Source organism: Streptomyces sp. NBC_00448, from assembly GCF_036014115.1.
Taxonomy (GTDB): domain Bacteria; phylum Actinomycetota; class Actinomycetes; order Streptomycetales; family Streptomycetaceae; genus Actinacidiphila.
This window is the reverse complement of record NZ_CP107913.1, coordinates 3,303,262-3,328,745: the sequence shown is the minus strand read 5'-3', so window position 1 is coordinate 3,328,745 and position 25,484 is coordinate 3,303,262. Positions and strand designations below refer to the sequence as shown.

The window sequence follows — 25,484 nt, the reverse complement described above, 5'->3', positions numbered from 1 at the left end:
CGGGGTCAGTCCGTGACCGGGGTGAGGCCGAGCCGGACGTGGTCGATCGCCCAGTACCAGTTGTTGCCGGCGTCGAACATCCGGAACTTCAGCGTCACCGCGGTCGCCCCGGCCGGCACCGCGATCTTCCGGGTGATCAGCTGGTTCTCCGCGTCGCCGCCGGCGTTGTCGTTGCCGGTGGTGGCGCCGCTGTAGGTGAGCAGCACCGTCTCCTCGCCGCTGTCGAACGCGGCCGTGACCGTGGCGGTCTGCGGCGCCTCCTGCCGGTAGTGCGAGTCGAAGCCGAGGTACAACTGCGCGGTGCCGGACGGGATCGCGACCGCGGGCGAGCTGAGCGTGGAGTCGAACCGCCCCTTCGACGACGGTGATCCGGTGTCGTCCCAGTCGTCGGGGTCGGCGACCGCGACGATGCCCAGCCCGCGGGTGAAGTTCCCGCGGTCCTGGCTGTCGGACGCGAGCCAGAACCGCTTGGTCATGAACGACCAGCCCTGCTCCTCCGCGGTGCCCTGCGGCATGCCCGGCGCGTTCGTCACCGACCAGCCGGCCGGCGGGGTCGCGGTCCAGCCGAGCACGCCCGCCGGGACGTTCAGGTTCACCGCCGGCTTCAACTGCCCGGCCAGCGACTCGAAGTCCTCCCCGAGCAGGTAGCCCTTCATCGAGGGCGCGGTGCGCGCGGCGACCTCGCCGTCCGCGAGCGCCACCCGCGATCCGGCCCGGCCGCGTACGTTCGCCAGCACCCGTGCGGTGGTGCCGGACGGCAGCGCGGCCGGCGCGGTGACCTGCCAGCGCACCGTGGCCGAGGCGCCGCGCGCGAGCCGCTGCGGCGGGGCGGCGAGCGTGCGCACCGTCCAGCCGGCCGGCACCACCAGCGCGGCCTCGATCCGCTCGACCGCCGCGTCCGGCGCGGTGAGCACCGCCGACACCGTGGCCGGGGTGCCCGGCACGACCACCGGCTCGTCGACCGTGGTCGAGCCGGAGGCGAGCGCGACCTCGGCGACGAGCGCGTCCGGCAGCCCCATCGCCGGGTCGGTGACGCCCTGCCGTCCGTCGGCCAGCCGCCCGGCCGCCCGGCGCAGCCAGAACAGGTCGTCCCCGGCGCCGACCGCCACGTCGTACCAGCCCTCGCGGGCCACCGGCAGCGTCACCGTACGGGTCCGGCCGCCGTCGATCCGCACCTCGTGGGTGCCGCCGCCGTACGCGAGGTCGCCGACGGTGAAGGTGCGGGCGCGGCGGCCGCCGTTGCGCAGCTCGACCCGCAGCTCGCGGCGGTGGACGTCCTCGGTGAACACCGCCTCCGACGTGTCGCCCTGGCCACCGCGGAAGTGCCACAGCGAGCCGTTGGGGCCGTGCACCCGCAGGTCGTAGCCGTCGGCGCCGGCCTTCCAGGAGTCCGACAGCCGCTTGCGGGCGCCGACGGTGAAGAACCGCGGCTTCACCCCGGGTGCCGGGTAGGCGGCGAACACCGCGGCCTGCGTGCCGGAGTTGGCGTAGTCCAGCTCCAGGGCGCCGCCGCGCAGCCGCCCCCGGGTGCTCAGCGTGTACGGCACCGGGCGCGCGGTGCGGGTGCCGCGCGCCTGCACCGGCCGCACCTGCGGGCTCGGCACGGTCGGTGCGGGCAGCTTGCCGGTGTCGGTGACCTTTTGCCGGTTGCCGCTGGTGTCCGGCAGCGACGGCCAGTGCGGCTCGTCGCCGGAGAAGTCGAAGGCCGAGGTGAGGTCGCCGGTCACCGCGCGCCGCCAGGCGCTGATGTTCGGCTCGTGCACCCCGAACCGCCGTTCCAGGAACTTGATCACGGAGGTGTGGTCGAAGACGGTCGAGTCGACCGCGCCGCCGCGGGTCCACGGCGAGGCCACGATCATCGGCACCCGCAGGCCGAGCCCCAGCGGGAACGGCCCCGCGGTCACGGTCTCCCCGGCGGGCAGGGTCTGCGACCAGTTCAGGGTGCCGTCGGCGGCCGCGACCCGGTAGCGGCCGCGCTGGTCCACCACCCGGTAGAAGGTGCTGCCGCTCTTGGCCACCCGCACCACGACCTCGCCGTCGGTGGAGACCGTCGAGTCACCGCGGCCGGCCGCGAGCGGCGGCACCGGCGGCAGCAGGTGGTCGAAGAAGCCGCCGTGCTCGTCGTAGGTGAGGAAGAACGCGGTCTTCGCCCACACCTCGGGCTTCGCCGCCAGCGCCGCCAGCAGCCGCGCGGTCAGGTTCTCGCCGTCCGGCGGCGCGTAGCTGGCGTGCTCCGACAGCGCGGCCGGCGCCACCAGCCAGGACACCTGCGGCAGCGCGTCCGCGGCCACGTCCGCGCCGAACGCCGCCACCAGCGCGTCGCCCATCGCCCACGGGTCGCCGGCGTTCGCCGCGTCACCGGCCCGGGCCAGACCGCGGTCGTACAGCGGCTGGCCGGGCTTCGCCTGGTGGAAGGCGGAGAACCAGGCGAGCGCGTTGTCGTCGAAGTTCTCCTGCGCCTGGTAGGTCTTCCAGCTGATCCCGGCCGCCTGCAGCCGCTCCGCGTACGTCGTCCACTCGTAGCCGGCCGACACCTCGGTGTTGTCGATGACCGGGAACTCGCGGAGGCTGCCGCCGCTGGTGCCGGTCATGAAGTGCTCGCGGTTGGGGTTGGTGCTGGTCTCGATCGAGGCGTGGTAGTTGTCGCAGATGGTGAAGACCGAGGCGAGCGCGTTGTAGAAGGGCATGTCGGCGGGGGCGTAGTAGCCCTGGCCGAGCCGGCCGCTGTCGCGCCGGGTGACGTAGCCGTCGCCGATGCCGTCGTTGCGGGCGTTCATGCTGTCGCCGTAGCCGAACGCGGCAGCGCCCTGCTGGTAGGCGCTGGTGTGGGCGGCGTTCATCGCGAACGGTGCCAGATAGCCCTCGGCGCGGGACGGGTCCGGCTGGTCCCACACGGGCCGGCCGTTGACGCCGCGCACGGCGGTGCGGTCCCCGTAGCCGCGGACGCCGGCCATGGTGCCGAAGTAGTGGTCGAAGGCGCGGTTCTCCTGCATGAGGACCACGACGTGCTGGATGTCCTCCAGCCGGCCGGGGCGGGCGGGTGCGGCGAGCGCCTGCCGCACGCTGATCGGCAACGTGGTCAGCGCGGCCGCGCCGGCGGCGCCGCCGAGCAGCGCGCGGCGGGACACGAAGGGGGAGGTCACGGGCTGGGCTCCTTGCTGGGTGGGTGCGCGGGCGGTGGCGAGCGGGTGCGGATGGGATACCCGCCGCCCGGGAGATTGGGTCCAGACCCGTTATGAATACGAGACCATGATGGCGGGCGAGGGAGCGCGGGATGAACAGCGGCGGAAGCCGTGCAGGTCGGTGGGCGGCGAGCGGTGGCGCCGGGCGCCGGATGGGGCGGGCGGGGGAACAGGTGCACGGGAGGCGTCGTCGCGACCGCGGGCGGGCGGTTGTCCACAGGCCGGATCGCGGGCGGCGCGGGGCCTGTGGCATGCGGCGTAACCTTGGAGGTGCAGGGACGCCCGGGTGCGCCGGAATGGGCACGCGGGCGCGTGGTAAACGACCCGACACGAAGGACTGAGCGACACTGGGCAAGCGACAGCCAGAGGGCCCGCCGCCGGCACCGGCGGTGCAGCGCATCCGCCTGCGGTACACCAAGCGCGGCCGCCTCCGGTTCACCAGCCACCGCGACTTCCAGCGCGCCTTCGAGCGGGCCCTGCGCCGCGCCGAGGTGCCGATGGCGTACTCGGCCGGGTTCACCCCGCATCCGAAGGTGTCGTACGCGAACGCCGCGCCGACAGGCGTCGGCAGCGAGGCGGAGTATCTGGAGATCGCGCTCGCCGCACCGCGCGACCCCGAGCAACTCCGGCTGCTGCTCGACGAGTCGCTGCCCACCGGCCTCGACGTCATCGAGGCGGTCGACGCCCGCACATCCGGCCTGGCCGAGCGGCTGGAGGCGTCGGTGTGGCAGCTCAGGCTCGACGGCGTCGAGCCCGACGAGGCCCGCCGGGCCGTCGCCGCGTTCCTCGCCGCCGAGACCGTGGAAGTACAGCGCACCACCAAGAACGGCGTCCGCACCTTCGACTGCCGGGCCGCCGTCGCGCGGTTCGAGGTGATCTCCGCGGCCGACGCGGCGGCCGGTGCGGCGGACACGGACGCGGCAGATCCGGGTCCCGGCGCGCCGCGGAGCGGCGCCTGTGCGATACTGCGCCTGGTTGTACGACACCTGACACCTGCCGTGCGACCCGACGACGTACTGTCCGGCCTCCATGCGACGGCCGACCTCGCGCCGCCGGTCCCCGTAGCGGTGACCAGGCTGGCGCAGGGGCCGCTCGACGAGGAGTCCGGCACGGTCACCGACCCGCTCGCGCCAGATCGCGACGCTGTGGCGGTACCTGCCGGTTCCGCCTAGGTACGGCGTCGACGCGTTGCCGACGCACCAGGGAGCCACCCGGGTCCGGCGACGCTGACCACACGAGACTTTCGTCGGCCCCCCACCGGGGCGGGCCGATGAGCGAGACAGCAGCCCCCGTGCGGCGCCCGCGCCCCCGGAGGACGGCCACCGCGACCCAAGCGGCCCGCCGACCCCGGAACTCCAGGCGCGGCGCCCGGGGGCATGACGGGAGCACTGCCCGAATGCCCGACAACGACGAGACCACCCCGGGTTCCACCCCGGACACCACTTCCTCCGGCGCCGCGGGCGACGAGAGCGCGGCACCCCGCCGCCGCCGTCGCGCCGCGTCCCGCCCGGCGGGCCCGCCCGGAGCGGACACCGCCACCGACACGTCCGGCGCCGCAGGCACGGATGAGGCGGCCCCGGCCGCACCCCGCCGCCGCGCCACCCGCAAGTCCGCCGCCGCGGCCCCGGCCCCGGCCGAGGAGACCCCGGCCGCGGAGAGCAAGCCCGCTGCCGAGGGTGATGCGGAGGCCGCTCCGGCGCGTCCGCGTCGTCGTGCCACGCGTAAGGCGACCGCTCCGGCGGGTGCGCCTGCCGCTGCCGAGGAGACCCCGGCTGCCGAGGCCGCTCCCGTGGAGAGCAAGCCCGCCGTCGAGGGTGATGCGGAGGCCGCTCCGGCGCGTCCGCGTCGTCGTGCCACGCGTAAGGCGACCGCTCCGGCGGGTGCGCCTGCCGCTGCCGAGGAGACCCCGGCCGCGGAGGCCGCTCCCGTGGAGGACAAGCCTGCGGCCGAGGGTGATGCGGAGGCCGCTCCGGCGCGTCCGCGTCGTCGTGCCACGCGTAAGGCGACCGCTCCGGCGGGTGCGCCTGCCGCTGCCGAGGAGACCCCGGCCGCCGAGACGGTGACCGCCCCGGCCGCCGCCACCCCCGCCGCCGCGGAGGAGAGCGCGCCTGCCGCCGACGAGAGCGCGGCGCCCTCTCGCCCGCGCCGCCGCGCCACCCGCAAGGCGACCGCGCCCGCGGGTAGCCCGGCCCCGGCCGAGGAGGCCGAGACCCCGGCCGCCCCCGCGGCCCCCGCAGCGGAGGCCCCCGCCACCGCCCCCGCAGCGGAGGCCCCCGCCGCCCCCGCGCGCACCCGCCGCCGGGCCACCCGCGGCTCCGCCGCTCCCGCGCCGGCCCCCGAGCCCGCCCCGGAGCAGGCGCCCGCACCGGCTGCCGCACAGGCACCCGCACCGGCCGCCGACGAGCAGCAGAGCGGCGGCCGTTCCCGCCGCCGCGGCCGCAAGGGCGCCGCCGTACCGACCTTCTCCGCCGGCGACGGCCTGCGGCGGCTGAAGCCCGGCGCGCTCGCGCCCCGCGAGGACGCCACCGGCCACCACCCGTACACCGGCCGGGCGCTGCGCGACGGCGACGGCTGGGGCGTCGAGATCGACGACGCCTACGAGATCCGCGGCTACGGCGAGACCGTCGCCGACGCGACCGCCGAGGCCGCCGACGCCCTCGCCGCGGCCTTCGGGATTCCCGTCGAGTCCATCACGATCGACGTGCGCACCGAGACCGCCGAGACCAGCGGCGCGCCCGCGGCCGACGCCGCCCCCGAGCCCGCCGAGGAGGCGCCCACCCGCGGCCGCCGCCGCGCCACCCGCCCGGCCGTCGCGGTCTTCCAGCCGCCGGTGTTCCAGGCCCCCGAGGCCGGCGCCCCCGCGGAGGCCGCACCCGCCGCTGCCGCCGAGCCCGCCGCGACCGCCGACGAGAGCGCGGAGGCCGACACCGAGGCCGACGACGACCGCACCCCGCGCCGCCGTCGCCGTCGCCGCGGCACCGCCCCCGAGCAGTCGCCCGCCGCGGCCGACGAGCAGGAGGCCGAGTCCGCGCCGGCGGGCGCCGCCGCCGACCAGGACGAGGCGGACGAGCACGACGACCACGACGGCGCCGAGGGCGCCGACGGCTCCGACGCCGACCAGGACGGCGACGACCGCCCGTCCCGGCGTCGCCGCCGCGGTGGCCGTCGCCGTCGCCGCGGTGAGTCCGGCGACCAGGACCACGACGACAACGGCTCCGACGACGAGTCCGACGAGTCGGCCGAGGGCCACGACGAGGACGACAACGACGCCGCGCACGACGACGACCACGACGACGCCCAGGGCGGCTCCTCCTCCAGCCGCCGCCGGCGCCGCCGTCGCCGCCGCGGCTCGGACGGCGGCGACGACCACGCGGCCGCCACCGGCACCGACGACCCGGAGCGCACCGTCGTCAAGGTCCGCGAGCCGCGCTCCCGTTACGAGGGCGGCACCGGTTCCGACGAGGTGCAGTCCATCAAGGGCTCCACCCGCCTGGAGGCGAAGAAGCAGCGCCGCCGCGAAGGCCGCGAGCAGGGCCGCCGCCGCGTGCCGATCATCACCGAGGCCGAGTTCCTGGCGCGCCGCGAGGCCGTCGAGCGCGTCATGGTGGTCCGGCAGAACGGCGACCGCACCCAGATCGGCGTGCTGGAGGACAACGTCCTCGTCGAGCACTACGTCAACAAGGAGCAGTCGACCTCCTACGTCGGCAACGTGTACCTCGGCAAGGTGCAGAACGTGCTGCCGTCGATGGAGGCCGCCTTCGTCGACATCGGCAAGGGCCGCAACGCCGTGCTGTACGCGGGCGAGGTCAACTTCGAGGCGCTGGGCATGTCCGGCGGCCCGCGCCGGATCGAGTCCGCGCTCAAGTCCGGCCAGCCGGTGCTCGTGCAGGTCACCAAGGACCCGATCGGTCACAAGGGCGCCCGCCTGACCAGCCAGGTCTCGCTGCCCGGCCGCTACCTGGTCTACGTGCCCGAGGGCTCGATGACCGGCATCAGCCGCAAGCTGCCCGACACCGAGCGGGCCCGGCTGAAGTCCATCCTGAAGAAGGTCGTCCCCGAGGACGCGGGCGTCATCGTGCGCACCGCCGCCGAGGGCGCCAGCGAGGACGAGCTGCGCCGCGACGTGGAGCGGCTCCAGTCGCAGTGGGAGGACATCAAGCGCAAGTCCAAGAGCGGCAACGCGCCCACGCTGCTGTACGGCGAGCCGGACATGACGGTGCGGGTGGTCCGCGACATCTTCAACGAGGACTTCTCCAAGGTCATCGTCAGCGGTGACGAGGCGTGGTCCACCGTGCACGAGTACGTCTCGCACGTCGCGCCCGACCTGGTCGACCGGCTGTCGCGCTGGACGTCGGAGGTCGACGTCTTCGCCAACTTCCGGATCGACGAGCAGCTGTTGAAGGCGCTGGATCGCAAGGTGTGGCTGCCGTCCGGCGGTTCGCTGGTGATCGACAAGACCGAGGCGATGGTCGTGGTCGACGTCAACACCGGCAAGTTCACCGGGCAGGGCGGCAACCTGGAGGAGACCGTCACCCGCAACAACCTGGAGGCGGCCGAGGAGATCGTCCGCCAGCTGCGGCTGCGCGACCTCGGCGGGATCGTGGTGGTCGACTTCATCGACATGGTGCTGGAGTCCAACCGCGACCTGGTGATGCGCCGGCTGCTGGAGTGCCTGGGCCGGGACCGGACCAAGCACCAGGTGGCCGAGGTCACCTCGCTCGGCCTGGTGCAGATGACCCGCAAGCGGGTCGGCCAGGGGCTGTTGGAGTCCTTCTCCGAGACGTGCGTGCACTGCAACGGGCGGGGCGTCATCGTCCACATGGACCAGGCGACCACCACCGGTGGCGGCGGCAAGCGCAAGCGGCGCCGTGGTGGCGCCGGCGTGGGCGAGCACGACCACGAGCACGAGACGGCCGTGGAGGCCGAGCAGGCGCAGGGCGACGAGGCCGAACTGCCGGAGCTGGAGCCGATCGAGGTCGGCGAGTCGGACCTGGTGCCGGCGGTCGGCGACCCCGAGGAGGAGTGGTTCGGCAGCGCCGCGGAGGCGGAGGCCGCCGCGAACGGCTCCCGTGGCCGCGGCCGGCGCCGCGGCGCCCGCAAGGCCACGGCGCCCGCGGGCGCTCCCGCCGCAGCGGACCACGAGCCGGAGCCTGCCGTCGTGGTCGTCCCGGTCAGCGAGCCCGAGGTCGAGCCGGCCGAGGCCGAGCCGGAGCCGGCCGTCTCGACCGAGCCGCCGGCCCGTACGCGCCGTCGCGCCACCCGCAAGGCGACCGCCCCGGCCGGGGCGCCGCCCGCCGCCGAGGAGGCCGCGGTGGTCGTGGTCAGCGCGGAGCCCGCGGCGGCCACGCCCGAGCCCGAGCCGGAGCCGGCCGTCTCGACCGAGCCGCCGGCCCGTGCGCGGCGTCGCGCCACCCGTAAGGCGACCGCGCCCGCGGGGGCGCCGGCCGCGGCAGCGGAGGAAGCGGCGGTGGTGGTCGTACCGTCCGCCGAGGCCGCCCCTGCGGAGGCTGCGCCCGAGCAGGCCGAGCAGGCTGACGGTGAGCCGTCGGCCGAGGCCGAGCCCAAGAAGCGGGCGGCCCGCAAGGCCCCGGCGAAGAAGGCGGCGGCCAAGAAGACGGCGAAGAAGGCCGCGACGAAGAAGACGGCGGCCAAGAAGACGACGACGAAGAAGGCCGCGACGAAGAAGGCGAGTTCTCCCGCGGAGTAGCCAGGCGGACCCTCCGGGGTGCCCCGTCGGCGCCGTACGGGACCTTGCGGTTCGCGGTGGTTTGCCGCGCAGTTCCCCGCGCCTCTTGGGGGTTGCCGTTCTTCCGCGGAAGAGCAGCACGAATCCAGGGGTGCGGGGAACTGCGCGCTCAGCCACCCGCCGACACGTGGTCCGGGAACTCTCAGGACCATGCACCCTGGCCGGATTTGACCCGGGTGGACGCGGTCCGTAGCCTTGACCTTCGGCGTTTCTGCGCCTTCGCCTGAGCACATTCCTCCCGGGCTTCCCGGGAGAGGCCCCTCCGCGGCAGTAAGGGAGTGGCTGGCATCAGGGGTTTTCGAATCGAGCGAGAGAGTGAGTTCCGCGTGTACGCGATCGTGCGTAGTGGTGGCCGCCAGCACAAGGTGGCCGTCGGTGACATCGTCGAGGTTGACAGGATTCCCACCGGCAAGGTCGGCGACGCGGTCGAGCTCTCGACGCTGCTCGTCGTCGATGGCGAAGCCGTCACCAGCGACCCGTGGGTGCTCGCCGGGATCAAGGTCGAGGCCGAGATCGTGGACCACCACAAGGGCCAGAAGATCGACATCCTGCGCTACAAGAACAAGACCGGTTACCGCCGTCGCCAGGGTCACCGCCAGCACTACACGGCGCTGAAGATCACTGGCATCCCCGCCGCGGCTGCGAAGTAAGGGACTGAGGAGAGATGGCACACAAGAAGGGCGCATCGTCCACCCGGAACGGTCGCGACTCCAACGCTCAGCGGCTCGGTGTGAAGCGCTTCGGCGGCCAGGTCGTCAACGCCGGTGAGATCATCATCCGCCAGCGTGGTACCCACTTCCACCCCGGCTCCGGCGTCGGCATCGGCAAGGACGACACGCTGTTCGCGCTGTCCGCCGGTGCGGTCGAGTTCGGCGTGAAGCGCGGTCGCCGCGTGGTGAACATCGTTCCGGCCGCCTGAGGCGAGCCGTAAGAACTTTCGAGGGCGGACCCGTTTCCCGGACTCCGGGAAGCGGGGCCGCCCTCGGCGTGTTACAAGGCCAGTAGGACCGTAAGAACCGTGGGAAACCCGTACGTTCTGGAGGAAGCACCCATGACCACCTTCGTGGACCGCGTCGAACTGCATGTCGCCGCGGGTAACGGGGGCCACGGCTGCGCCTCCGTGCACCGGGAGAAGTTCAAGCCGCTCGGCGGGCCGGACGGCGGCAACGGCGGGCGGGGCGGGGACGTGATCCTCGTCGTCGACCAGGACGTGACCACCCTGCTCGACTACCACCACAGCCCGCACCGCAAGGCGACCAACGGCAAGCCGGGCGAGGGCGGCAACCGCTCCGGCAAGGACGGCAGCGACCTGGTGCTGCCGGTGCCGGACGGCACCGTCGTGCAGGACCGGGACGGAAACGTGCTGGCCGACCTGGTCGGCCAGGGCACCACCTACGTCGCCGGGCAGGGCGGCCGCGGCGGCCTCGGCAACGCGGCGCTCGCCTCGACCCGGCGCAAGGCGCCCGGCTTCGCGCTGCTCGGGGTGCCCGGGCAGGCCCGGGACATCGTGCTGGAGCTGAAGACCGTCGCCGACGTGGCGCTGGTCGGCTACCCGAGCGCGGGGAAGTCCTCGCTGATCTCGGTGCTCTCGGCGGCGAAGCCGAAGATCGCGGACTACCCGTTCACCACGCTGGTGCCGAACCTCGGAGTGGTCAACGCCGGCTCGACGGTCTACACGATCGCCGACGTGCCCGGGCTGATCCCCGGCGCGAGCCAGGGCCGCGGGCTGGGTCTGGAGTTCCTGCGGCACGTCGAGCGCTGCTCGGTGCTGGTGCACGTGCTGGACACCGCGACCCTGGAGTCCGACCGCGACCCGGTGACCGATCTCGACGTCATCGAGGCGGAGCTGCGGGCGTACGGCGGCGGGCTGGAGGACCGGCCGCGGCTGGTCGTGCTCAACAAGATCGACGTGCCCGACGGGCAGGACCTGGCGGAGATGATCAAGCCGGACCTGGAGGCGCGCGGCTACCGCGTCTTCGAGGTGTCCGCGGTCTCGCACGCCGGGCTCAGGGAACTGTCGTTCGCGCTGGCCGGGATCGTGGCGGAGACGCGGGCGGCGCGCCCGGCCGAGGAGTCCACCCGCGTGGTGATCCGGCCGCAGGCCGTCGACGACGCCGGGTTCACCGTCACCTACGACGGCGAGCTGTACCGGGTGCGCGGCGAGAAGCCCGAACGCTGGGTGCGGCAGACGGACTTCACCAACGACGAGGCGGTCGGCTACCTCGCGGACCGGCTCAACCGGCTCGGTGTCGAGGACGAGCTGGTCAAGGCGGGGGCGAAGGCGGGCGACGGCGTCGCGATCGGGCCGGAGGACGACGCGGTGGTCTTCGACTGGGAGCCGTCGCTGGCGGCCGGTGCGGAGATGCTGGGGCGGCGCGGTGAGGACCACCGTTTCGACACGCCGCGGCCCGCGGCGAGCCGGCGTCGCGACCGGCAGGCCGAGCACGACGAGGCCGCCGACGCCTACGACGAGTTCCATCCGTTCGGAGGGTGACCGGACCTCCTGGCCGCCCCTCCCCGTGGTCGAAGGACCTTGCGGTGAGGGGCGCCTCGGTGAACCCCGCCTTGCGAGACGGTTACCGGGGGTGAGACGATCCCCGTATCTCTTGTTGCCGCTAGGTAGGTCTCACGTGTCCCTGCACCTTGCCCACTCCCGTACCACCGCTGTCATCCTTGCCGGTGGCACGGGGCAGCGGGTCGGCCTGTCGATTCCCAAGCAGCTGCTGAAGATCGCCGGTAAAGCGGTGATCGAGCACACGCTCGCCATCTTCGAGCAGGCGGACGCGATCGACGACATCATCGTGCTGATGGCGCCGGGCTATGTCCCGGACGTCGAGAAGATCGTCACGAAGGCCGGTCTGAAGAAGGTCAGCCGGGTGATCGAGGGCGGCACGACGCGCAACGAGACCACCGAGCGGGCCATCGCCGCGCTGAGCGAGGAGCTCGAGCCCGGCCAGGACCGCAACGTGCTCTTCCACGACGCCGTGCGCCCGCTGATCTCGCAGCGCGTGATCGCCGACTGCGTGGCCGCGCTGGAGCGGTACGAAGCGGTGGACGTGGCGATCCCGTCCGCGGACACCATCATCGTCACCCGCACCCACGGCGGCGACGGCGAGTTCATCACCGAGGTGCCGGACCGCTCCCGGCTGCGCCGCGGCCAGACCCCGCAGGCGTTCCGGCTGTCCACCATCCGCCGGGCCTACGAGGTCGCCGGCGGCGACCCCAACTTCCAGGCCACCGACGACTGTTCGGTGGTGCTGAAGTACCTGCCCGACGTGCCGATCTACGTGGTCCCCGGCGACGAGCACAACATGAAGGTGACCACCCCGGTGGACGTCTTCATCGCCGACAAGCTCTTCCAGCTCGCCTCCACCGCGGCCCCCGGCCAGTCCGACGAGGCGGCGTACCGCGAGCTGCTCGCCGACAAGACCCTGGTGGTCTTCGGCGGCTCCTACGGCATCGGCGCCGACATCGCGGCGATGGCCGAGGGATACGGCGCGAAGGTCTTCGCGCTGGGCCGCTCGACCACCGGCACCCACGTCGAGGACCCCGAGCACGTCGACGACGCGCTGTCGCGGGCCTACGCGGAGACCGGCCGGGTCGACTACGTGGTGAACACCGCGGGCGTGCTGCGGATCGGCAAGCTCGCCGAGACCGACAACGCGACCATCGAAGAGGCGCTGCGGGTCAACTACCTCGCCCCGGTGCAGATCGCCCGCGCCTCCCACAAGTACCTCGCCGAGACCCGCGGCCAGCTGCTGCTCTACACCTCCAGCAGCTACACCCGGGGACGGGCCGAGTACAGCCTGTACTCGTCGACCAAGGCCGCGATGGTGAACCTCACCCAGGCGCTCGCCGACGAGTGGGCCGGCGACGGCATCCGGGTCAACTGCGTCAACCCCGAGCGCACCGCGACGCCGATGCGCACCAAGGCGTTCGGCCAGGAGCCGGCCGGCTCGCTGCTCTCCTCGGAGGCGGTCGCCCGCACCTCGCTCGACGTCCTGCTCTCCACCCTCACCGGCCATGTGATCGACGTCCGCCAGCAGGACCCGATGCAGGGCCTGTCCGGCGCCTCCGGGATCGAGCGCGCGCTGGCACACGTTCTCGCCCAGGGGGAGGACGAGCAGTAATCCTTACCGGAACGGATCGACAGTCCTTGGGCCCGCGTGACACGGTGCGCCCAGGGACTTCGTCCGTTGATGAGGGAGCGCGGCGCCGGCCGGCCCGCCCCTTCCCGCACCGCCACTTCGCCTCACCCGATCTCCGTATCCTCATTCGACGTCTCATTCGACATCGCACTGGAGCAGTCACCCCGTGATCTCAAAAGCCATTCGCATGGCCCGTGTGGCGTCCGGCGGCGAACTCGCCGCCGCGCTGCTCATGCTCCTCAGCTACCCGTGCCTGGTGATCGCCGCGCTGCTGCCGAGCCTGTGGTTCTTCGTGGCCGCCGGCGCGGTCAGCTACGTGACGGACTGGTTCCTGCACCAGCGCCGCTCGTACCTGATCAACCGGCTGGGCAAGGCCCGGGCCGGGCTGTCGCTGCGCTTCCTGCTGCGTGAGCTGACGCTGGTGCTGCTGATGGCGCAGATGAACCTCGCCAACAACCGGGCGTTCTCCGCGGCCATCGTCTGCTTCCTGGTCTTCTACGGCATGCAGGCCCCGCACGCGGCCCTGATCACGCTGATCCGCAACCGCCGCAAGCTGCCGTTCGGCACCCGCAACATCGATCTGAGCGGGATGCGCATCACCAACGCGCCGTCGGGCCTGCTGACCTCGCGCGCGGCCGAGAAGATGCTGCACCTGGACCTGTTCGCGGTGGTCGGCCTCCTGCTGTACGCGAAGGCCGGGCACATCGCCTTCGTCTACCTCGGTGCCGCGCTGACGCTGGGCCTGGGCATCGTGTACACGCTGGCCCTGGCGCCGTACCTCACCCGCCGCCGGCTGCCGGCGAAGACCGATGACGCGCTGGCGTTCATGGACACCTGGCTGCGGGCGTACCGGCCGAGCACCGTGCTGTACTTCTCCGGCTCGCCGGACTCCGCGTACCAGGTCAACATGTGGCTGGACACGATGGCGGACATGCCGGGGGAGCGGCCGCTGGTGATCCTGCGCGAGCGGGCGATCCTGCTCCAGCTCGCCGACACCGCGGTGCCGGTGCTGTGCGTGCCGGGTGCGGTGCACCTGATGAACATGGACCTGTCGACCGTGCGGGTCGCGCTGTACCCGGCGAACGTCGGCAAGAACATCCACCTGCTGCGGGTGCCGAGCATGAAGCACGTCTTCGTCGGCCACGGCGACAGCGACAAGGTCGCCAGCATCAACCCGTTCAGCAAGGCGTACGACGAGGTGTGGTCGGCCGGCAAGGCGGGCCGGGACCGGTACGCGCTCGCCGACGTCGGGGTGCGTGACGAGGACGTGGTGGAGGTGGGCCGCCCGCAGCTCGCCGGGATCACCGCCTGGGACGGCTCGGCCGCGACCGGCGTCCCGACCGTGCTGTACGCGCCGACCTGGGAGGGCTGGACCGACGAGCCCGGCAACACCTCGCTGATGCTGGCCGGCGCGAACATCGTGCGCGGCCTGGTCACGTCCGCCACCCCGGTCCGGGTGCTGTACAAGCCGCACCCGTTCACCGGCACCGTCAACCCGAAGGCGAAGCGGGCCCACGACAAGGTGGTCGCGGTGCTGGCGAAGGCGAACGCCCAGCGGGCCGCCGACCCGGCGTGGTCCGCGCGGATCGCCGAGGGCAAGGCGGCGCAGGCCGCGGCCCGCGCCGAACTGGCGTCGATAGAGGCCGAGTTGGATTCGCTGGTGGCCGAGGCGACCTCCGCGGAGGGGGACATGGCGGTCATGTCCCGCGACTCGATCGCCGACCCGCAGCTCACGGCGCGGCTCGCCGAGTTGCGCGCCCGGTGGAACACCGCGTACTGGAAGTCGCTGAGCGCCTGGGAGCACAAGGTCGTCACCGGCCCGATGCCTCACCTGTACGAGTGCTTCAACGAGTCCGACGCGATGGTCTCCGACATCTCCAGCGTGGTCTCGGACTTCGTGGCGACCGGCAAGCCGTACGCCATCACCGATTCGGCCGAACTGGGCGAGGAGGAGTTCAAGCGGCAGAACACCGCCGCCCGCGCCGCGCTCATCCTGGACAATTCGGCGAGCCGGGTCGGCGAGCTGGTCACGGCCGTGGTCACCCCCGAGCTCGACCCGCTGGCCGGGTCGCGCAAGGAGATCAAGCAGTACCTGCTCGGCCCTGACCACCCGACCTCCATCGAGCGGTTCTCGCAGGCGGTGCGCGACCTCGCACACAAGGCCGAGGTCCGGCTCGTCCAGCAGGCCGCTCTGGGTCAGACGGGTGATGTCGATCCGCTGGACGGTCCGACCGCCCAGGCCAGGGCCGAAATGGAGCGAACCACTCCGCAACGGCGCGCCGACGAGGAGTTGGCGTCGGATGTCCAGGAGCGAAACGCGGGGTGACGTCCGGGTATGCTCACAGCCGGGGGCGCGGGTCGCGACCCGCAGTGACCGCCCCCTGAATCCATCTGCATGGGACGTAACGTGAAAGCACTTGTGCTCTCCGGCGGGGCGGGCACCCGCCTTCGGCCGATCACTCACACCTCGGCCAAACAGCTGGTACCGGTCGCCAACAAGCCGGTGCTGTTCTACGGCCTGGAAGCCATCGCCGAAGCCGGGATCACCGAGGTGGGCATCATCGTCGGCGACACCGCCGAGGAGATCAAGGAGGCGGTCGGCGACGGCTCCGCCCTCGGTATCGCGGTCACGTACATCCCGCAGGACGCGCCGCTCGGGCTGGCGCACGCGGTGCTGATCGCGCGCGAGTTCCTCGGCGAGGACGACTTCGTGATGTACCTCGGCGACAACTTCATCGTCGGCGGCATCAGCGGCCTCGTCGAGGAGTTCCGGGCGGAGCGCCCGGACGCGCAGATCCTGCTCACGAAGGTGCCGAACCCGACCTCCTTCGGCGTCGCCGAACTCGACGCGCAGGGGCGGGTGAAGAACCTGGAGGAGAAGCCGAAGCAGCCCAAGAGCGACCTGGCGCTGGTCGGCGTCTACCTCTTCACCCCGGCCGTCCACGAGGCGGTGCGCGCCATCAAGCCGTCCTGGCGCGGTGAGTTGGAGATCACCCACGCCATCCAGTGGCTGATCGACGAGCAGCGCGACGTGCGCTCCACCACGATCTCCGGCTACTGGAAGGACACCGGCAACGTCACCGACATGCTGGAGGTCAACCGGTCGGTGCTGGACACCCTCGAACCCGAGGTGCTCGGCGAGGTCGACGCGGAGAGCGAGATCATCGGCCGGGTCCGGATCGAGGCCGGCGCGAAGGTGGCCGGCAGCCGGATCGTCGGTCCGGCGATCATCGGCCGCAACTCGGTGATCAACGACGCGTACGTCGGCCCGTACACCTCCGTGTCGGAGAACTGCCGGATCGAGGACAGCGAGATCGAGTACTCGATCCTGCTGCGCGACTCCTCGCTCACCGGCGTGCGCCGGGTCGAGGCGTCGCTCATAGGGCGCAACGTCGAAGTGACCCCGGCCCCCCGAAACCCTGCCGCGCACCGCCTGGTGCTCGGCGATCACAGCAAGGTGCAGATCTCGTCATGACCGACCGCATACTGGTGACCGGCGGGGCCGGCTTCATCGGCTCCCACTACGTCCGTACGCTGCTCGGCCCGACCGGGCCCGGGGATGTGGCGATCACCGTCCTGGACAAGCTGACCTACGCGGGCAACCCGGCGAACCTCGACGAGGTCCGCGCGCACCCCGGCTTCCGCTTCGTGCAGGGCGACATCTGCGACGCCGGGCTCGTCGACAAGCTGGTCGCCGAGCACGACCAGGTGGTGCACTTCGCCGCCGAGTCGCACGTCGACCGCTCGATCCTGGGCGCCACCGAGTTCATCACCACCAACGTGGCCGGCACCCAGACCCTGCTGGACGCGGCGCTCCGCAACAACCTGCGGACGTTCGTGCACATCTCCACCGACGAGGTGTACGGCTCGATCGCCGAGGGCTCCTGGCCCGAGACCGACCCGCTCCAGCCGAACTCGCCGTACTCCGCGGCCAAGGCGTCCAGCGACCTGATCGCGCTCGCCTACCACCGCACCCACGGCCTGGACGTGCGGGTGACCCGCTGCTCCAACAACTACGGGCACCACCACTTCCCGGAGAAGGTCATCCCGCTGTTCATCACCAACCTGCTGGACGGCGGCAAGGTCCCGCTCTACGGCGACGGCGGCAACGTCCGGGACTGGCTGCACATCGACGACCATGTGCAGGGAATCGACCTGGTACGGAACCTCGGCCGCCCGGGAGAGGTCTACAACATCGGAGGCGGCACCGAGCTGTCCAACAAGGAGCTCACCGGCCTGCTGCTCGAAGCGTGCGGGGCCGGCTGGGACTCCGTGGAGTACGTCGAGGACCGCAAGGGCCACGACCGTCGCTACTCGGTGGACTGCACCAAGATCCGTACCGAGCTGGGTTACGTGCCGCGCAAGGACTTCGCGACCGGCCTGGCCGAGACCGTCGCCTGGTACCGGGAGAACCGGGCCTGGTGGGAGCCGCTGAAGGAGCGCGCCACACTGTGAAACCGCCGAACGCGACCTGGCTGGTGACCGGCGCCGCCGGGATGCTGGGCCAGGACCTGCTGGTCCGGCTGCGGACCGAGCCGGACACCGCGGTGGTGGCCCTGGGCAGTACCGCCCTGGACATCACCGACCCGGAGGCGGTCGCCACCGCGATCGCCGAGCACCAACCCGTCCTGGTCGTCAACTGCGCGGCCTGGACCGGGGTCGACGACGCGGAGAGCCGCGAGGCCGACGCCGCGCGGATCAACGGCGACGGGCCCCGGCACCTTGCCGAGGCGTGTGCCAAGTCCGGCGCGAAGCTGATCCACGTCTCCACCGACTACGTCTTCGCCGGGGACGCGGACCAGCCGTACGCCGAGGACGCCGCCACCGGTCCGCGCGGCGCCTACGGGCGCACCAAGCTGGCCGGCGAGCGGGCGGTGCTCGACACCCTGCCCGACGACGGCTACGTGGTGCGCACCGCGTGGCTGTACGGCGCGGCCCGCGGCAACTTCGTCCGCACGATGATCCGGCTGGAGGGCGTCAAGGACACCCTCGACGTGGTGGACGACCAGCGCGGGCAGCCCACCTGGACCGCGGACCTGGCCGACCATCTGGTCCGGCTCGGCACCGCCGCGCTCGCCGGCGACGCGCCGGCCGGCGTCTACCACGGCACCAGCGCGGGCGAGACGACCTGGTTCGGCTTCACCCAGGAGATCTTCCGGCTGCTGGGCGCGGACCCCGAGCGGGTCCGGCCCACCACCAGCGCGGCGTTCGCGCGCCCCGCGCCGCGCCCGGCGTACAGCGTGCTCGGCCACGACCGGTGGCAGGCGGCCGGCATCGAACCGATCCGCGACTGGCGGTCGGCGCTGGCCGAGGCGTTCCCCGCCCTGGTGGCAGCCGAACGTGGCTGAGGCCCCGGCCGGCGCGGCCGGCGGGCGGGCGCGGCGGCTGGGCCGGCGGGCGCTGGCGGTGCTGCCGCCGGGCACCGCGCTGGTGGGCGCCGGCACCGCGGTACTGGGACTGGCCAGCTACATCCAGCTCGCGGCCGCGGGCCGCACGCTGCCGTCCGACCGGATGGCGGGCGTGTCGGTGCTGTGGACGCTGGTCTTCTCGGTCGGCCTCGGGCTCTTCTTCCCGATCGAGCAGGAGATGACCCGGCTGGTCGCGGCCCGGGTGGTGGCGGGAGAGGGCACCGGCCCGGTCCTGCGCCGCGGCCTGGCCACCTCGCTGGGGCTGCTGGCCGCGGTCTGCGTGCCGGTGGCGGTCTTCGCGCACCCGGTCGCGAACCGGCTCTTCGACGGCAACCTCTCCCTGGTCGGCGCGCTGTGCGCGGCGTTCGGGGCGCTGTCGGTGGCGTACGTGACCCGCGGCATGCTGGCCGGCACCGGCCGATTCCGGGTGTACGGCACGCAGTTGGCGCTGGACGGGGCGCTGCGGGTGGTGTTCTCGGTGCTGTTGGCGGCGGCCGGGACGCACTCGCCGCTGCTGTTCGCCGCGGTGCTGACGGTGCCGACACTGCTGTCGGTGGCGGCCACGCTGCCGTGGGTGCTGCGGGCGGCGCGGTACGGCGCGGAGGGCGTGAGCGCGGTGAAGCCCGCGGCCGGTGCGGACATCGCCGCTGCCGCCGCCGGCGTCGCGGCCGGTGCCGTCTCCGGTGGGGACGCCGGTGCCGCTTCCACCGGTGAGACGGCGGGCGGCCCCGCCCGGACGGGCGGGGCGACGGCGCTCCGGTCGTCGCCGCCGCTGCCGTGGCGTGCGCTGTGGTCCGGCCTGCTCGCGCTGATCCCCTCCACGCTGCTCGCCCAACTGCTCGTCAACATCTCGGTGATCAGCGTGAAGCTGCTGGCACCCGACGACACCGCGTTCATCACCGCGCTGCTGTCCGCGGTGGTGCTGGCCCGGGTGCCGCTGTTCGTCTTCGGCTCGCTCCAGGCGTCGCTGCTGCGCGGGCTGTCCGAGGCCGTCGCGGCCGGCGACCGTGCGGCCTACCGCCAACTGCTGCTGCGTACGGCCGCGTTCACCGGCCTGCTGGGCGGCACGGGCGGGGTGGTGGCGGTGGCGCTGGGCCCGTGGCTGGTGCCGCGGCTGTTCGGTTCGCCCGATCTGCTCGGCTGGACGGACTTCGCCTGGCTGTCGGCCGGCACGCTCTGCTACATGCTCGCCTCGGTGCTCGGCCAGGCGTTGCAGACCACCGGCGGCCACGGCCGGCAACTGGTTTCCTGGGCGGTCGGCACGGCCGCGCTGCTCGCGGTGACGTTCAGTCCGTTGCCTATCCGTGACCGGGTCGAGATCGCTTATGCGGTCGGCGCGGCAATCACCGCGATCCTGCTCTCCATCCGGGTGACTTATGCCATTCGGATGCAACCTATGCGTCACTTCGACCGTCAAGCTGGGTGGACGGATGCGATACAGGGGACCAATTTCCGGGACCCTGCGGAGCGTCCACAATCGGTTGAATAATTGACGAAAGGGTGCGCTTCCCATGGTGATTTCCGGCGCGCCGCGCCTTGCCAGTAAGCGCACCTTCGGTGATGTCTGGCTGATCATCCCGGTCTACAACGAAGCCCCGGTCGTGGCCGGAGTGGTGACAGAGGCGCTGCGTACCTTCCCCAACGTGGTGTGCGTCGACGACGGCAGTGTCGACGGCTCCCAGGACGAGGTCGCCCGTACCGGCGCCCACCTCGTCCAACACCCCGTCAACCTCGGGCAGGGCGCGGCGATCCAGACCGGGCTGCACTACGCACTGTCCCAGCCCGGCGCTGAACGCTTCGTCACCTTCGACGCCGACGGCCAGCACCGGGTCGAGGACGTCATCACCATGCTGGCGGTGGCCCGGGCCCGCGGCGCCGACGTGGTGCTCGGCTCCCGCTTCCTGCGGCCCGGCGGCGAGCGCGTCGAAGTCCCCTGGGTCAAGCGCCTGGTGCTGCGTACGGCGGCGGCGGTGAGCCCCACCGCACGCCGCCTGAAGCTCTCCGACGCGCACAACGGGCTGCGGCTGTTCAACCGCACCGCCGCCGCCCGGGTCAACATCACGATGAACGGCATGGCGCACGCCTCAGAGATCACCGGCTTCCTCGCCCGCTCCGACCTGAGCGTCGTGGAGTCCCCGGTGTCGATCCGCTACACCGACTACTCGCGGGCCAAGGGCCAGTCGCTGCTCAACGGAGTGAACATCCTCTTCGACCTGTCCCTGAACCGCGAGAAGGGCTGACCGGTGCTCATCCAGATCGTCCTGCTGTCCGCGGTGGTGGTCCTGCTCGCGGTGTTCATGCGCAGCTGGAACACCACCCGGACCCGGGCGTGGAAGCGGATCGCCTTCCTCGCCTTCTGCTTCCTCAACGCCTACGCGGTACTGCGGCCCGGCGACACCACGAAGGCCGCCCACCTGCTCGGTGTCGGCCGCGGCACCGACCTGGTGCTGTACCTGCTGGTGGTCGGCGTGACCGCGCTGGCGCTCAACACCTACCTGCGGTTTCGCGCCATGGAACGCCGGCTGACCGAACTCGCCCGTGACGCGGCCCTGCGCACGGCCCACCGCCCGGAACCCGAGCGGCCGCTGGCCGCCGTGGAAGGCGAACGCTCCCAGTGACCGACACGCTCGACATCATGCTTCCGTACTACGGCGACCCCGCGCTGATGCGCGACGCCGTGCGCAGCGTTCTCGCACAGACCGACCCCGACTGGCGGCTGACCGTCGTGGACGACGACACCCGGCCCGGCGTGCCGGAGTGGTTCGCCGGCCTGGACGACCGCCGGGTGCGGTACTTCCGCAACGAGCAGAACCTCGGCGTCACCGGCAACTTCCGCCGCTGCGTCGAGCTGGCCGACTACCCCTACACGGTGCTGATGGGCTGCGACGACCTGATGCGTCCCGGCTACGTCGCCACCCTACGGGCCGCCCGGGCCGACCTGCCGGGCGCCGCGATGTACCAGCCGGGGGTCCGGGTGATCGACGGCGAGGGCCGCCCGGTGCACACGCTGGTCGACACCGTCAAGCGGCGGCTGTACTCGACGGCGCCCGAGCGGCGCGCGCGGCTCGGCGGGGAGGAGCTCGCGGTCAGCCTGCTGCGCGGCAACTGGCTCTACTTCCCGGCCATGTGCTGGCGCTCCGACCTGCTCAAGGAGGTCGGCTTCCGCACCGACCTGACGGTCGTGCAGGACCTCGCGCTCACCGTGGAACTGCTGCTGCGCGGTGAGGAGTTGGTCACCGACCCGGAGATCTGCTTCGACTACCGGCGGCACGTCGGCAGCGAGTCCTCCGCGCAGGCGGTCAGCGGCTCCCGCTTCGAGGAGACCCGCCGGCTGCTGCTCGAACTCGCCGCCGACTTCGACGCGCTCGGCTGGCACCGCGCCGCCCGTACCGCCCGCCGCCACCTGTCCACCCGGCTGCACGCGCTGCTGATGGTGCCGGGCGCGCTGCGCCGGCGCCGGCTGGACACGGCCCGCGAGCTGACCGGGCACGCCTTCGCCCGGGTGCCGCGCCCGGCCGCCCCGGCGGCGGCCCGATGAGCGCCCCGAACTCCCCGGGCGGCGGCCGGTTCGGCGCCCCCGCGAACGCTCCCGCGAACGCCCGCGCCGACGCCCACCTGGACACCTCCGCGGACACCGCGCCGCCCGACCTGGTGAAGGCCCCCGGAAAGGCCGCCGGGGGCACCCCGGCAGGCCCGCCGCCGGGCGCCTCCGCGCTCTCCCCGGCCGGGCCCGGCCGCTGGTCGCCCTCCCGCCTGCCCGCCCGCTGGCGGCTGCCGCTCGCGGTGTACGCCGCCTGCCAGCTGCTGCTGCTGGGCTGGTGGGCCGCCTTCTACCCGGGCCGGATCAGCGGCGACACCCTCACCTACATCTACGAGGTCAGCACCTCCCACTGGCGCTCGGACCACTCGGTCGCCTACGACGCGCTGCTGTGGATCTCGCTGGAGGTCACCGGCGGCATCGCGGCCCTGACCTTCGTCCAGACCGTCTGCATGGCGGCCGCGCTCGCCTACGTCTGCGTGGCGCTGCGCGACCTCGGGGTGCGCGGGCGGTGGAGCGCGGCCGCCGCCGTGGTCGTCGCCGCGGCCCCGATGACCGCCTCGTTCACGGTGTTCGTCTGGAAGGACGTCCCCTACACCATCGCCACCCTGGTCGCCTTCGGCGCGGTGGTCCAGCTCACCGCCCGCCGGCTGCGCCGCGAGCACGCCGTACGCGACCGGTCCTTCCGCCACCAGCTGCTGACGCTGGCCCTGGGCTGCCTGGGCATCGGCCTGTTCCGCAACAACGGCTTCCCGGTGCTCATCGCCGCCGTGGTGCTGCTGGTGCTGCTGCTGCCGGGCATGCGCCGCTGGATCGCCGCCGCGATCGGGGTCCCGCTGGTGGTGACGCTGGCGATGAACAACTTCCTCTACCCGGCGCTCGGCGTCCAGAAGCCGCGCCCCGACGAGGTGTACGCCTTCAACTACGCCGACATCGGCGTCGCCTACGCCAAGCGCCCCGACATCTTCACCGCCTCCGACCTGCGGCTGATGCGCGGCCTCGCGCCGCTGTCGCACTGGAGCGGGCCGGGTGGCGACTGCCATGTGGCCGACCTGATCATGCACAAGCCGATGAACCGGATCAAGGCCGGCAAGGAGAACGGGCAACTGCTCGCCCTGTGGGGGCGCATCCTCGAACACCACCCGACGCTGATCATCGACGCCCGGCTGTGCCGCGCCGACATCGCCTGGGCCTTCACCGGCCACACCGGCAAGTACGCGGCGTCCAACCACCACGTGCTGCGCACCTGGTCCAGCTTCGGCCTGGACTCCGTCCAGCAGCTGCCGTACCACGCGTCGCTCTCCGACGCCCCGCTGTCGTACAAGCTCGACCACCTGGCCACCAGGGCCTACGAGTGGACGCAGACACCGAGGAAGGCACCGGTGCTGTGGCGCGGGGTGAACTGGACCTACCTGGGCTACCTGGTGGTCGCCCTGGTCGCGGTGCGCCGCCGCAGGTACGAACTGCTGGCGCTCGCGGTGCTGCCGGCCGGGCTCCAGGTCACGGTGCTCGCGGCGAACCCGTCACCGCTGTGGCGCTACATGTGCGCCGCGCTCTTCGTGGGCATGCTCACGGTGCCGGTGCTCGCGCTGGCCGGCCGCCGAACGCTGCCGTGGGAGCGCGCCGCCCGGTCGGCGGCCCCGCCGGACACCACGACCGGGCCGCCCTCTGAGGGCAACCAGGACACGGCGCCGGCGACGGGGCGCCGGACCTGAGACCAGCGGTCAGCTCACGGACTCGATCTGCCGGCGGATCGCGCCGAAGGACGAGCGGCCGCGGCGCAGGTTGCGGGCCCGGGCGAGCGCGGGCCAGAAGGGGGCCCGCAGCAGCGTCTCGGCGTTGACCGCGTTCTTGCGGAGCAACAGCTCCTCCGGGATGTCCTGCGGGTCCTCGGTGGCGTACTCCGCGATGATCTTGTCGTAGTTGTCGCGGAGCACCGTGTTGGTCGGGTCGGCGCCGAAGATCGCGGTCACGCCGGTCTTCACGGTGTCGACGTCCACCACGGTCAGGTCGGGGCGGTAGCGGCGCAGCACCTGGGCGACCTTGAAGACGTCGCCGGCCCAGTCCTTGGTGTGGCGGTCGCGGGCGGCCTCGTCCACGTTGCGCGGCAGCATGTCGTCGAAGACGATCACGCTGGACCAGCGGGAGTGCTTCTCGACGTTCATGAAGTCGCGCAGCGCGTACTCGAAGATGTGCATGCCGTCGATGAAGGACAGCTCCAGCACGGGGTCGCCGACCAGGGCGAGCGGGTCGCGCCGGCCCAGCGCCCGGAACGGGTTGCGTCCCGGGCGCAGGTGCAGCAGCGGGTCCTTGCGGTTGAAGAACGCGTCACTCGTGGCCCGCACCAGGTGTACGTCGCAACTGATGGACTGGGTGAGCTTGAAGGCCGGGTCGATCGCGACGGACGGTACCCGGGACAGCGCCAGGCTCTTCCCGTCGTTGACGCCGATCTCCAGATAGTTGCGCGGCTTGTAGACCTTGTGCAGCCTGCGCAGGAACTCGTGACGGTGCACTGAACAACCCCTCGATGCGAAAGACGGCGGGAGTGATGCAGCGACGCTAGCGCTTGCTCCGCCGGACCGACATCGTTCAGCGGAAGTTTGTCGAATCCTCAGAGACCTCAGAGGTTTCAGGAGCCCGCAGGGCCGCCGGCCCGCAGTTCTGCGTCGAACCGCAGGCAGTCCTCGTACGAGGGCAGCAGCCCCTGGGCGCGGGCCTCGGCGAGGGTGGGCGCCTGGGCGTCCTTCTCCGACAGCAGCGGCTCGACGTCCGAGGGCCAGGCGATGCCCAGTTCCGGGTCGAGCGGGTTGATGCCGTGCTCGCGCCCGGGGGAGTACCCGGCCGAGCAGAGGTAGACCACCGTGGCGTCGTCGGTGAGAGCCATGAAGGCGTGCCCCAGGCCCTCGGAGAGGTACACCGCGTGGTGCTGGTCGTCGTCCAGCCGCACACCCTCCCACTGGCCGAAGGTGGGCGAGCCGACCCGGATGTCCACGATCACGTCGAGCACCGCGCCGCGCACGCACTTGACGTACTTCGCCTGGCTCGGCGGCACGTCCGCGAAGTGCACCCCGCGCAGGGTGCCGCGGCTGGACACCGAACAGTTGGCCTGCACCAGGTCCAGCCGGTGGCCCACGGACTCCTCGAAGTCCGCGGCGCGGAACCACTCGTGGAAGCTCCCCCGGCTGTCCGGGAAGATCTTGGGCTCGTGTACGAAGGCGCCGGCGATGTCCAGCTGCCGCATGCGGATCACGTCCTTGGGGGTTGGTGACGGGTGGGGGAGAGGGCGACGGGAAAAGAGGCGGGCGAAGCGGTGACCGGCCGGCGGCAGGAGCACCCGCGAGGAGTACGGGGTCCCGCCGATGTGCGCGGGACCCCGTTCGAGTGGTGCTGCGTGCCGTGCGGCCGTCCCGCCCCGAAGCCCGGCCGAACCCGGGCGCCGGAGCCTGGGCTCCGAATCCAGGC

At 72.6% G+C, this 25,484-nt stretch carries 18 protein-coding genes; 15 read left to right on the top strand and 3 right to left on the bottom strand.

The annotated features are described in order from the left end of the window. Positions 1-5: 5 nt before the first annotated feature. On the bottom strand, positions 6-3,143 hold the full coding sequence (locus OG370_RS14070; RefSeq protein ID WP_328464134.1) for a phosphocholine-specific phospholipase C: 3,138 nt from the start codon (positions 3,141-3,143) through the stop codon (positions 6-8). A 428-nt stretch (positions 3,144-3,571) separates the two neighbouring features. On the opposite strand from OG370_RS14070, the gene OG370_RS14065 reads away from it, so the two are divergent. The 15 genes from OG370_RS14065 to OG370_RS13995 all read left to right on the top strand — a co-directional run bounded on the left by OG370_RS14065 (position 3,572) and on the right by OG370_RS13995 (position 23,737). Next, positions 3,572-4,354 (top strand): TIGR03936 family radical SAM-associated protein, encoded by a 783-nt coding sequence (locus OG370_RS14065; protein WP_328464132.1) that lies wholly within the window; start codon positions 3,572-3,574, stop codon positions 4,352-4,354. 224 nt (positions 4,355-4,578) lie between these two features. Continuing rightward, entirely contained in the window at positions 4,579-8,889 is a 4,311-nt protein-coding gene (locus OG370_RS14060; protein WP_328464130.1) for an Rne/Rng family ribonuclease, read from the top strand. Positions 8,890-9,254: 365 nt separating this feature from the next. Next, complete coding sequence (gene rplU / locus OG370_RS14055) at positions 9,255-9,578, top strand: 50S ribosomal protein L21 (RefSeq protein ID WP_328464128.1); 324 nt, start codon at positions 9,255-9,257, stop codon at positions 9,576-9,578. A 14-nt stretch (positions 9,579-9,592) separates the two neighbouring features. Further along, on the top strand, positions 9,593-9,847 hold the full coding sequence (gene rpmA, locus OG370_RS14050; protein ID WP_202233703.1) for a 50S ribosomal protein L27: 255 nt from the start codon (positions 9,593-9,595) through the stop codon (positions 9,845-9,847). Positions 9,848-9,979: 132 nt separating this feature from the next. Further along, positions 9,980-11,422 carry a GTPase ObgE gene (gene obgE / locus OG370_RS14045; RefSeq protein ID WP_328464122.1) on the top strand — a complete coding sequence of 481 codons (1,443 nt, stop codon included), beginning with the start codon at positions 9,980-9,982 and terminating at the stop codon, positions 11,420-11,422. A 136-nt stretch (positions 11,423-11,558) separates the two neighbouring features. Beyond that, a complete protein-coding gene (locus OG370_RS14040; protein ID WP_328464120.1) occupies positions 11,559-13,058 on the top strand; it encodes a bifunctional cytidylyltransferase/SDR family oxidoreductase in 1,500 nt (499 codons plus the stop codon). Positions 13,059-13,263: 205 nt separating this feature from the next. Beyond that, a complete protein-coding gene (locus OG370_RS14035) occupies positions 13,264-15,402 on the top strand; it encodes a hypothetical protein (RefSeq protein WP_328464118.1) in 2,139 nt (712 codons plus the stop codon). Between the two features lie 81 nt (positions 15,403-15,483). Beyond that, complete coding sequence (locus OG370_RS14030) at positions 15,484-16,551, top strand: glucose-1-phosphate thymidylyltransferase (RefSeq protein ID WP_328464116.1); 1,068 nt, start codon at positions 15,484-15,486, stop codon at positions 16,549-16,551. After that, a complete protein-coding gene (rfbB, locus tag OG370_RS14025) occupies positions 16,548-17,531 on the top strand; it encodes a dTDP-glucose 4,6-dehydratase (RefSeq protein WP_328464114.1) in 984 nt (327 codons plus the stop codon). The genes OG370_RS14030 and rfbB overlap by 4 nt, the downstream gene beginning before the upstream one ends. Beyond that, positions 17,528-18,424 carry a dTDP-4-dehydrorhamnose reductase gene (gene rfbD, locus OG370_RS14020; RefSeq protein ID WP_328464112.1) on the top strand — a complete coding sequence of 299 codons (897 nt, stop codon included), beginning with the start codon at positions 17,528-17,530 and terminating at the stop codon, positions 18,422-18,424. Before rfbB ends, rfbD begins: the two co-directional genes overlap by 4 nt. Further along, on the top strand, positions 18,417-19,973 hold the full coding sequence (locus tag OG370_RS14015) for a lipopolysaccharide biosynthesis protein (RefSeq protein WP_328464110.1): 1,557 nt from the start codon (positions 18,417-18,419) through the stop codon (positions 19,971-19,973). Before rfbD ends, OG370_RS14015 begins: the two co-directional genes overlap by 8 nt. Positions 19,974-19,995: 22 nt before the next feature. Further along, on the top strand, positions 19,996-20,724 hold the full coding sequence (locus OG370_RS14010) for a glycosyltransferase family 2 protein (protein ID WP_328464108.1): 729 nt from the start codon (positions 19,996-19,998) through the stop codon (positions 20,722-20,724). Positions 20,725-20,727: 3 nt separating this feature from the next. Next, complete coding sequence (locus OG370_RS14005; RefSeq protein ID WP_328464106.1) at positions 20,728-21,102, top strand: DUF2304 domain-containing protein; 375 nt, start codon at positions 20,728-20,730, stop codon at positions 21,100-21,102. Further along, positions 21,099-22,022: a glycosyltransferase family 2 protein gene (locus OG370_RS14000; protein WP_328464104.1), complete on the top strand. Its 924-nt coding sequence runs from the start codon at positions 21,099-21,101 to the stop codon at positions 22,020-22,022. The genes OG370_RS14005 and OG370_RS14000 overlap by 4 nt, the downstream gene beginning before the upstream one ends. Beyond that, entirely contained in the window at positions 22,019-23,737 is a 1,719-nt protein-coding gene (locus OG370_RS13995; RefSeq protein ID WP_328464102.1) for a DUF6020 family protein, read from the top strand. Before OG370_RS14000 ends, OG370_RS13995 begins: the two co-directional genes overlap by 4 nt. A gap of 9 nt (positions 23,738-23,746) precedes the next feature. Here OG370_RS13995 and OG370_RS13990 read toward each other — a convergent pair whose 3' ends face one another. Both OG370_RS13990 and rfbC read right to left on the bottom strand, forming a co-directional pair. Further along, complete coding sequence (locus OG370_RS13990; protein ID WP_328464100.1) at positions 23,747-24,535, bottom strand: class I SAM-dependent methyltransferase; 789 nt, start codon at positions 24,533-24,535, stop codon at positions 23,747-23,749. A 116-nt stretch (positions 24,536-24,651) separates the two neighbouring features. Continuing rightward, on the bottom strand, positions 24,652-25,263 hold the full coding sequence (gene rfbC, locus OG370_RS13985; RefSeq protein WP_328464098.1) for a dTDP-4-dehydrorhamnose 3,5-epimerase: 612 nt from the start codon (positions 25,261-25,263) through the stop codon (positions 24,652-24,654). Positions 25,264-25,484: the final 221 nt, after the last annotated feature.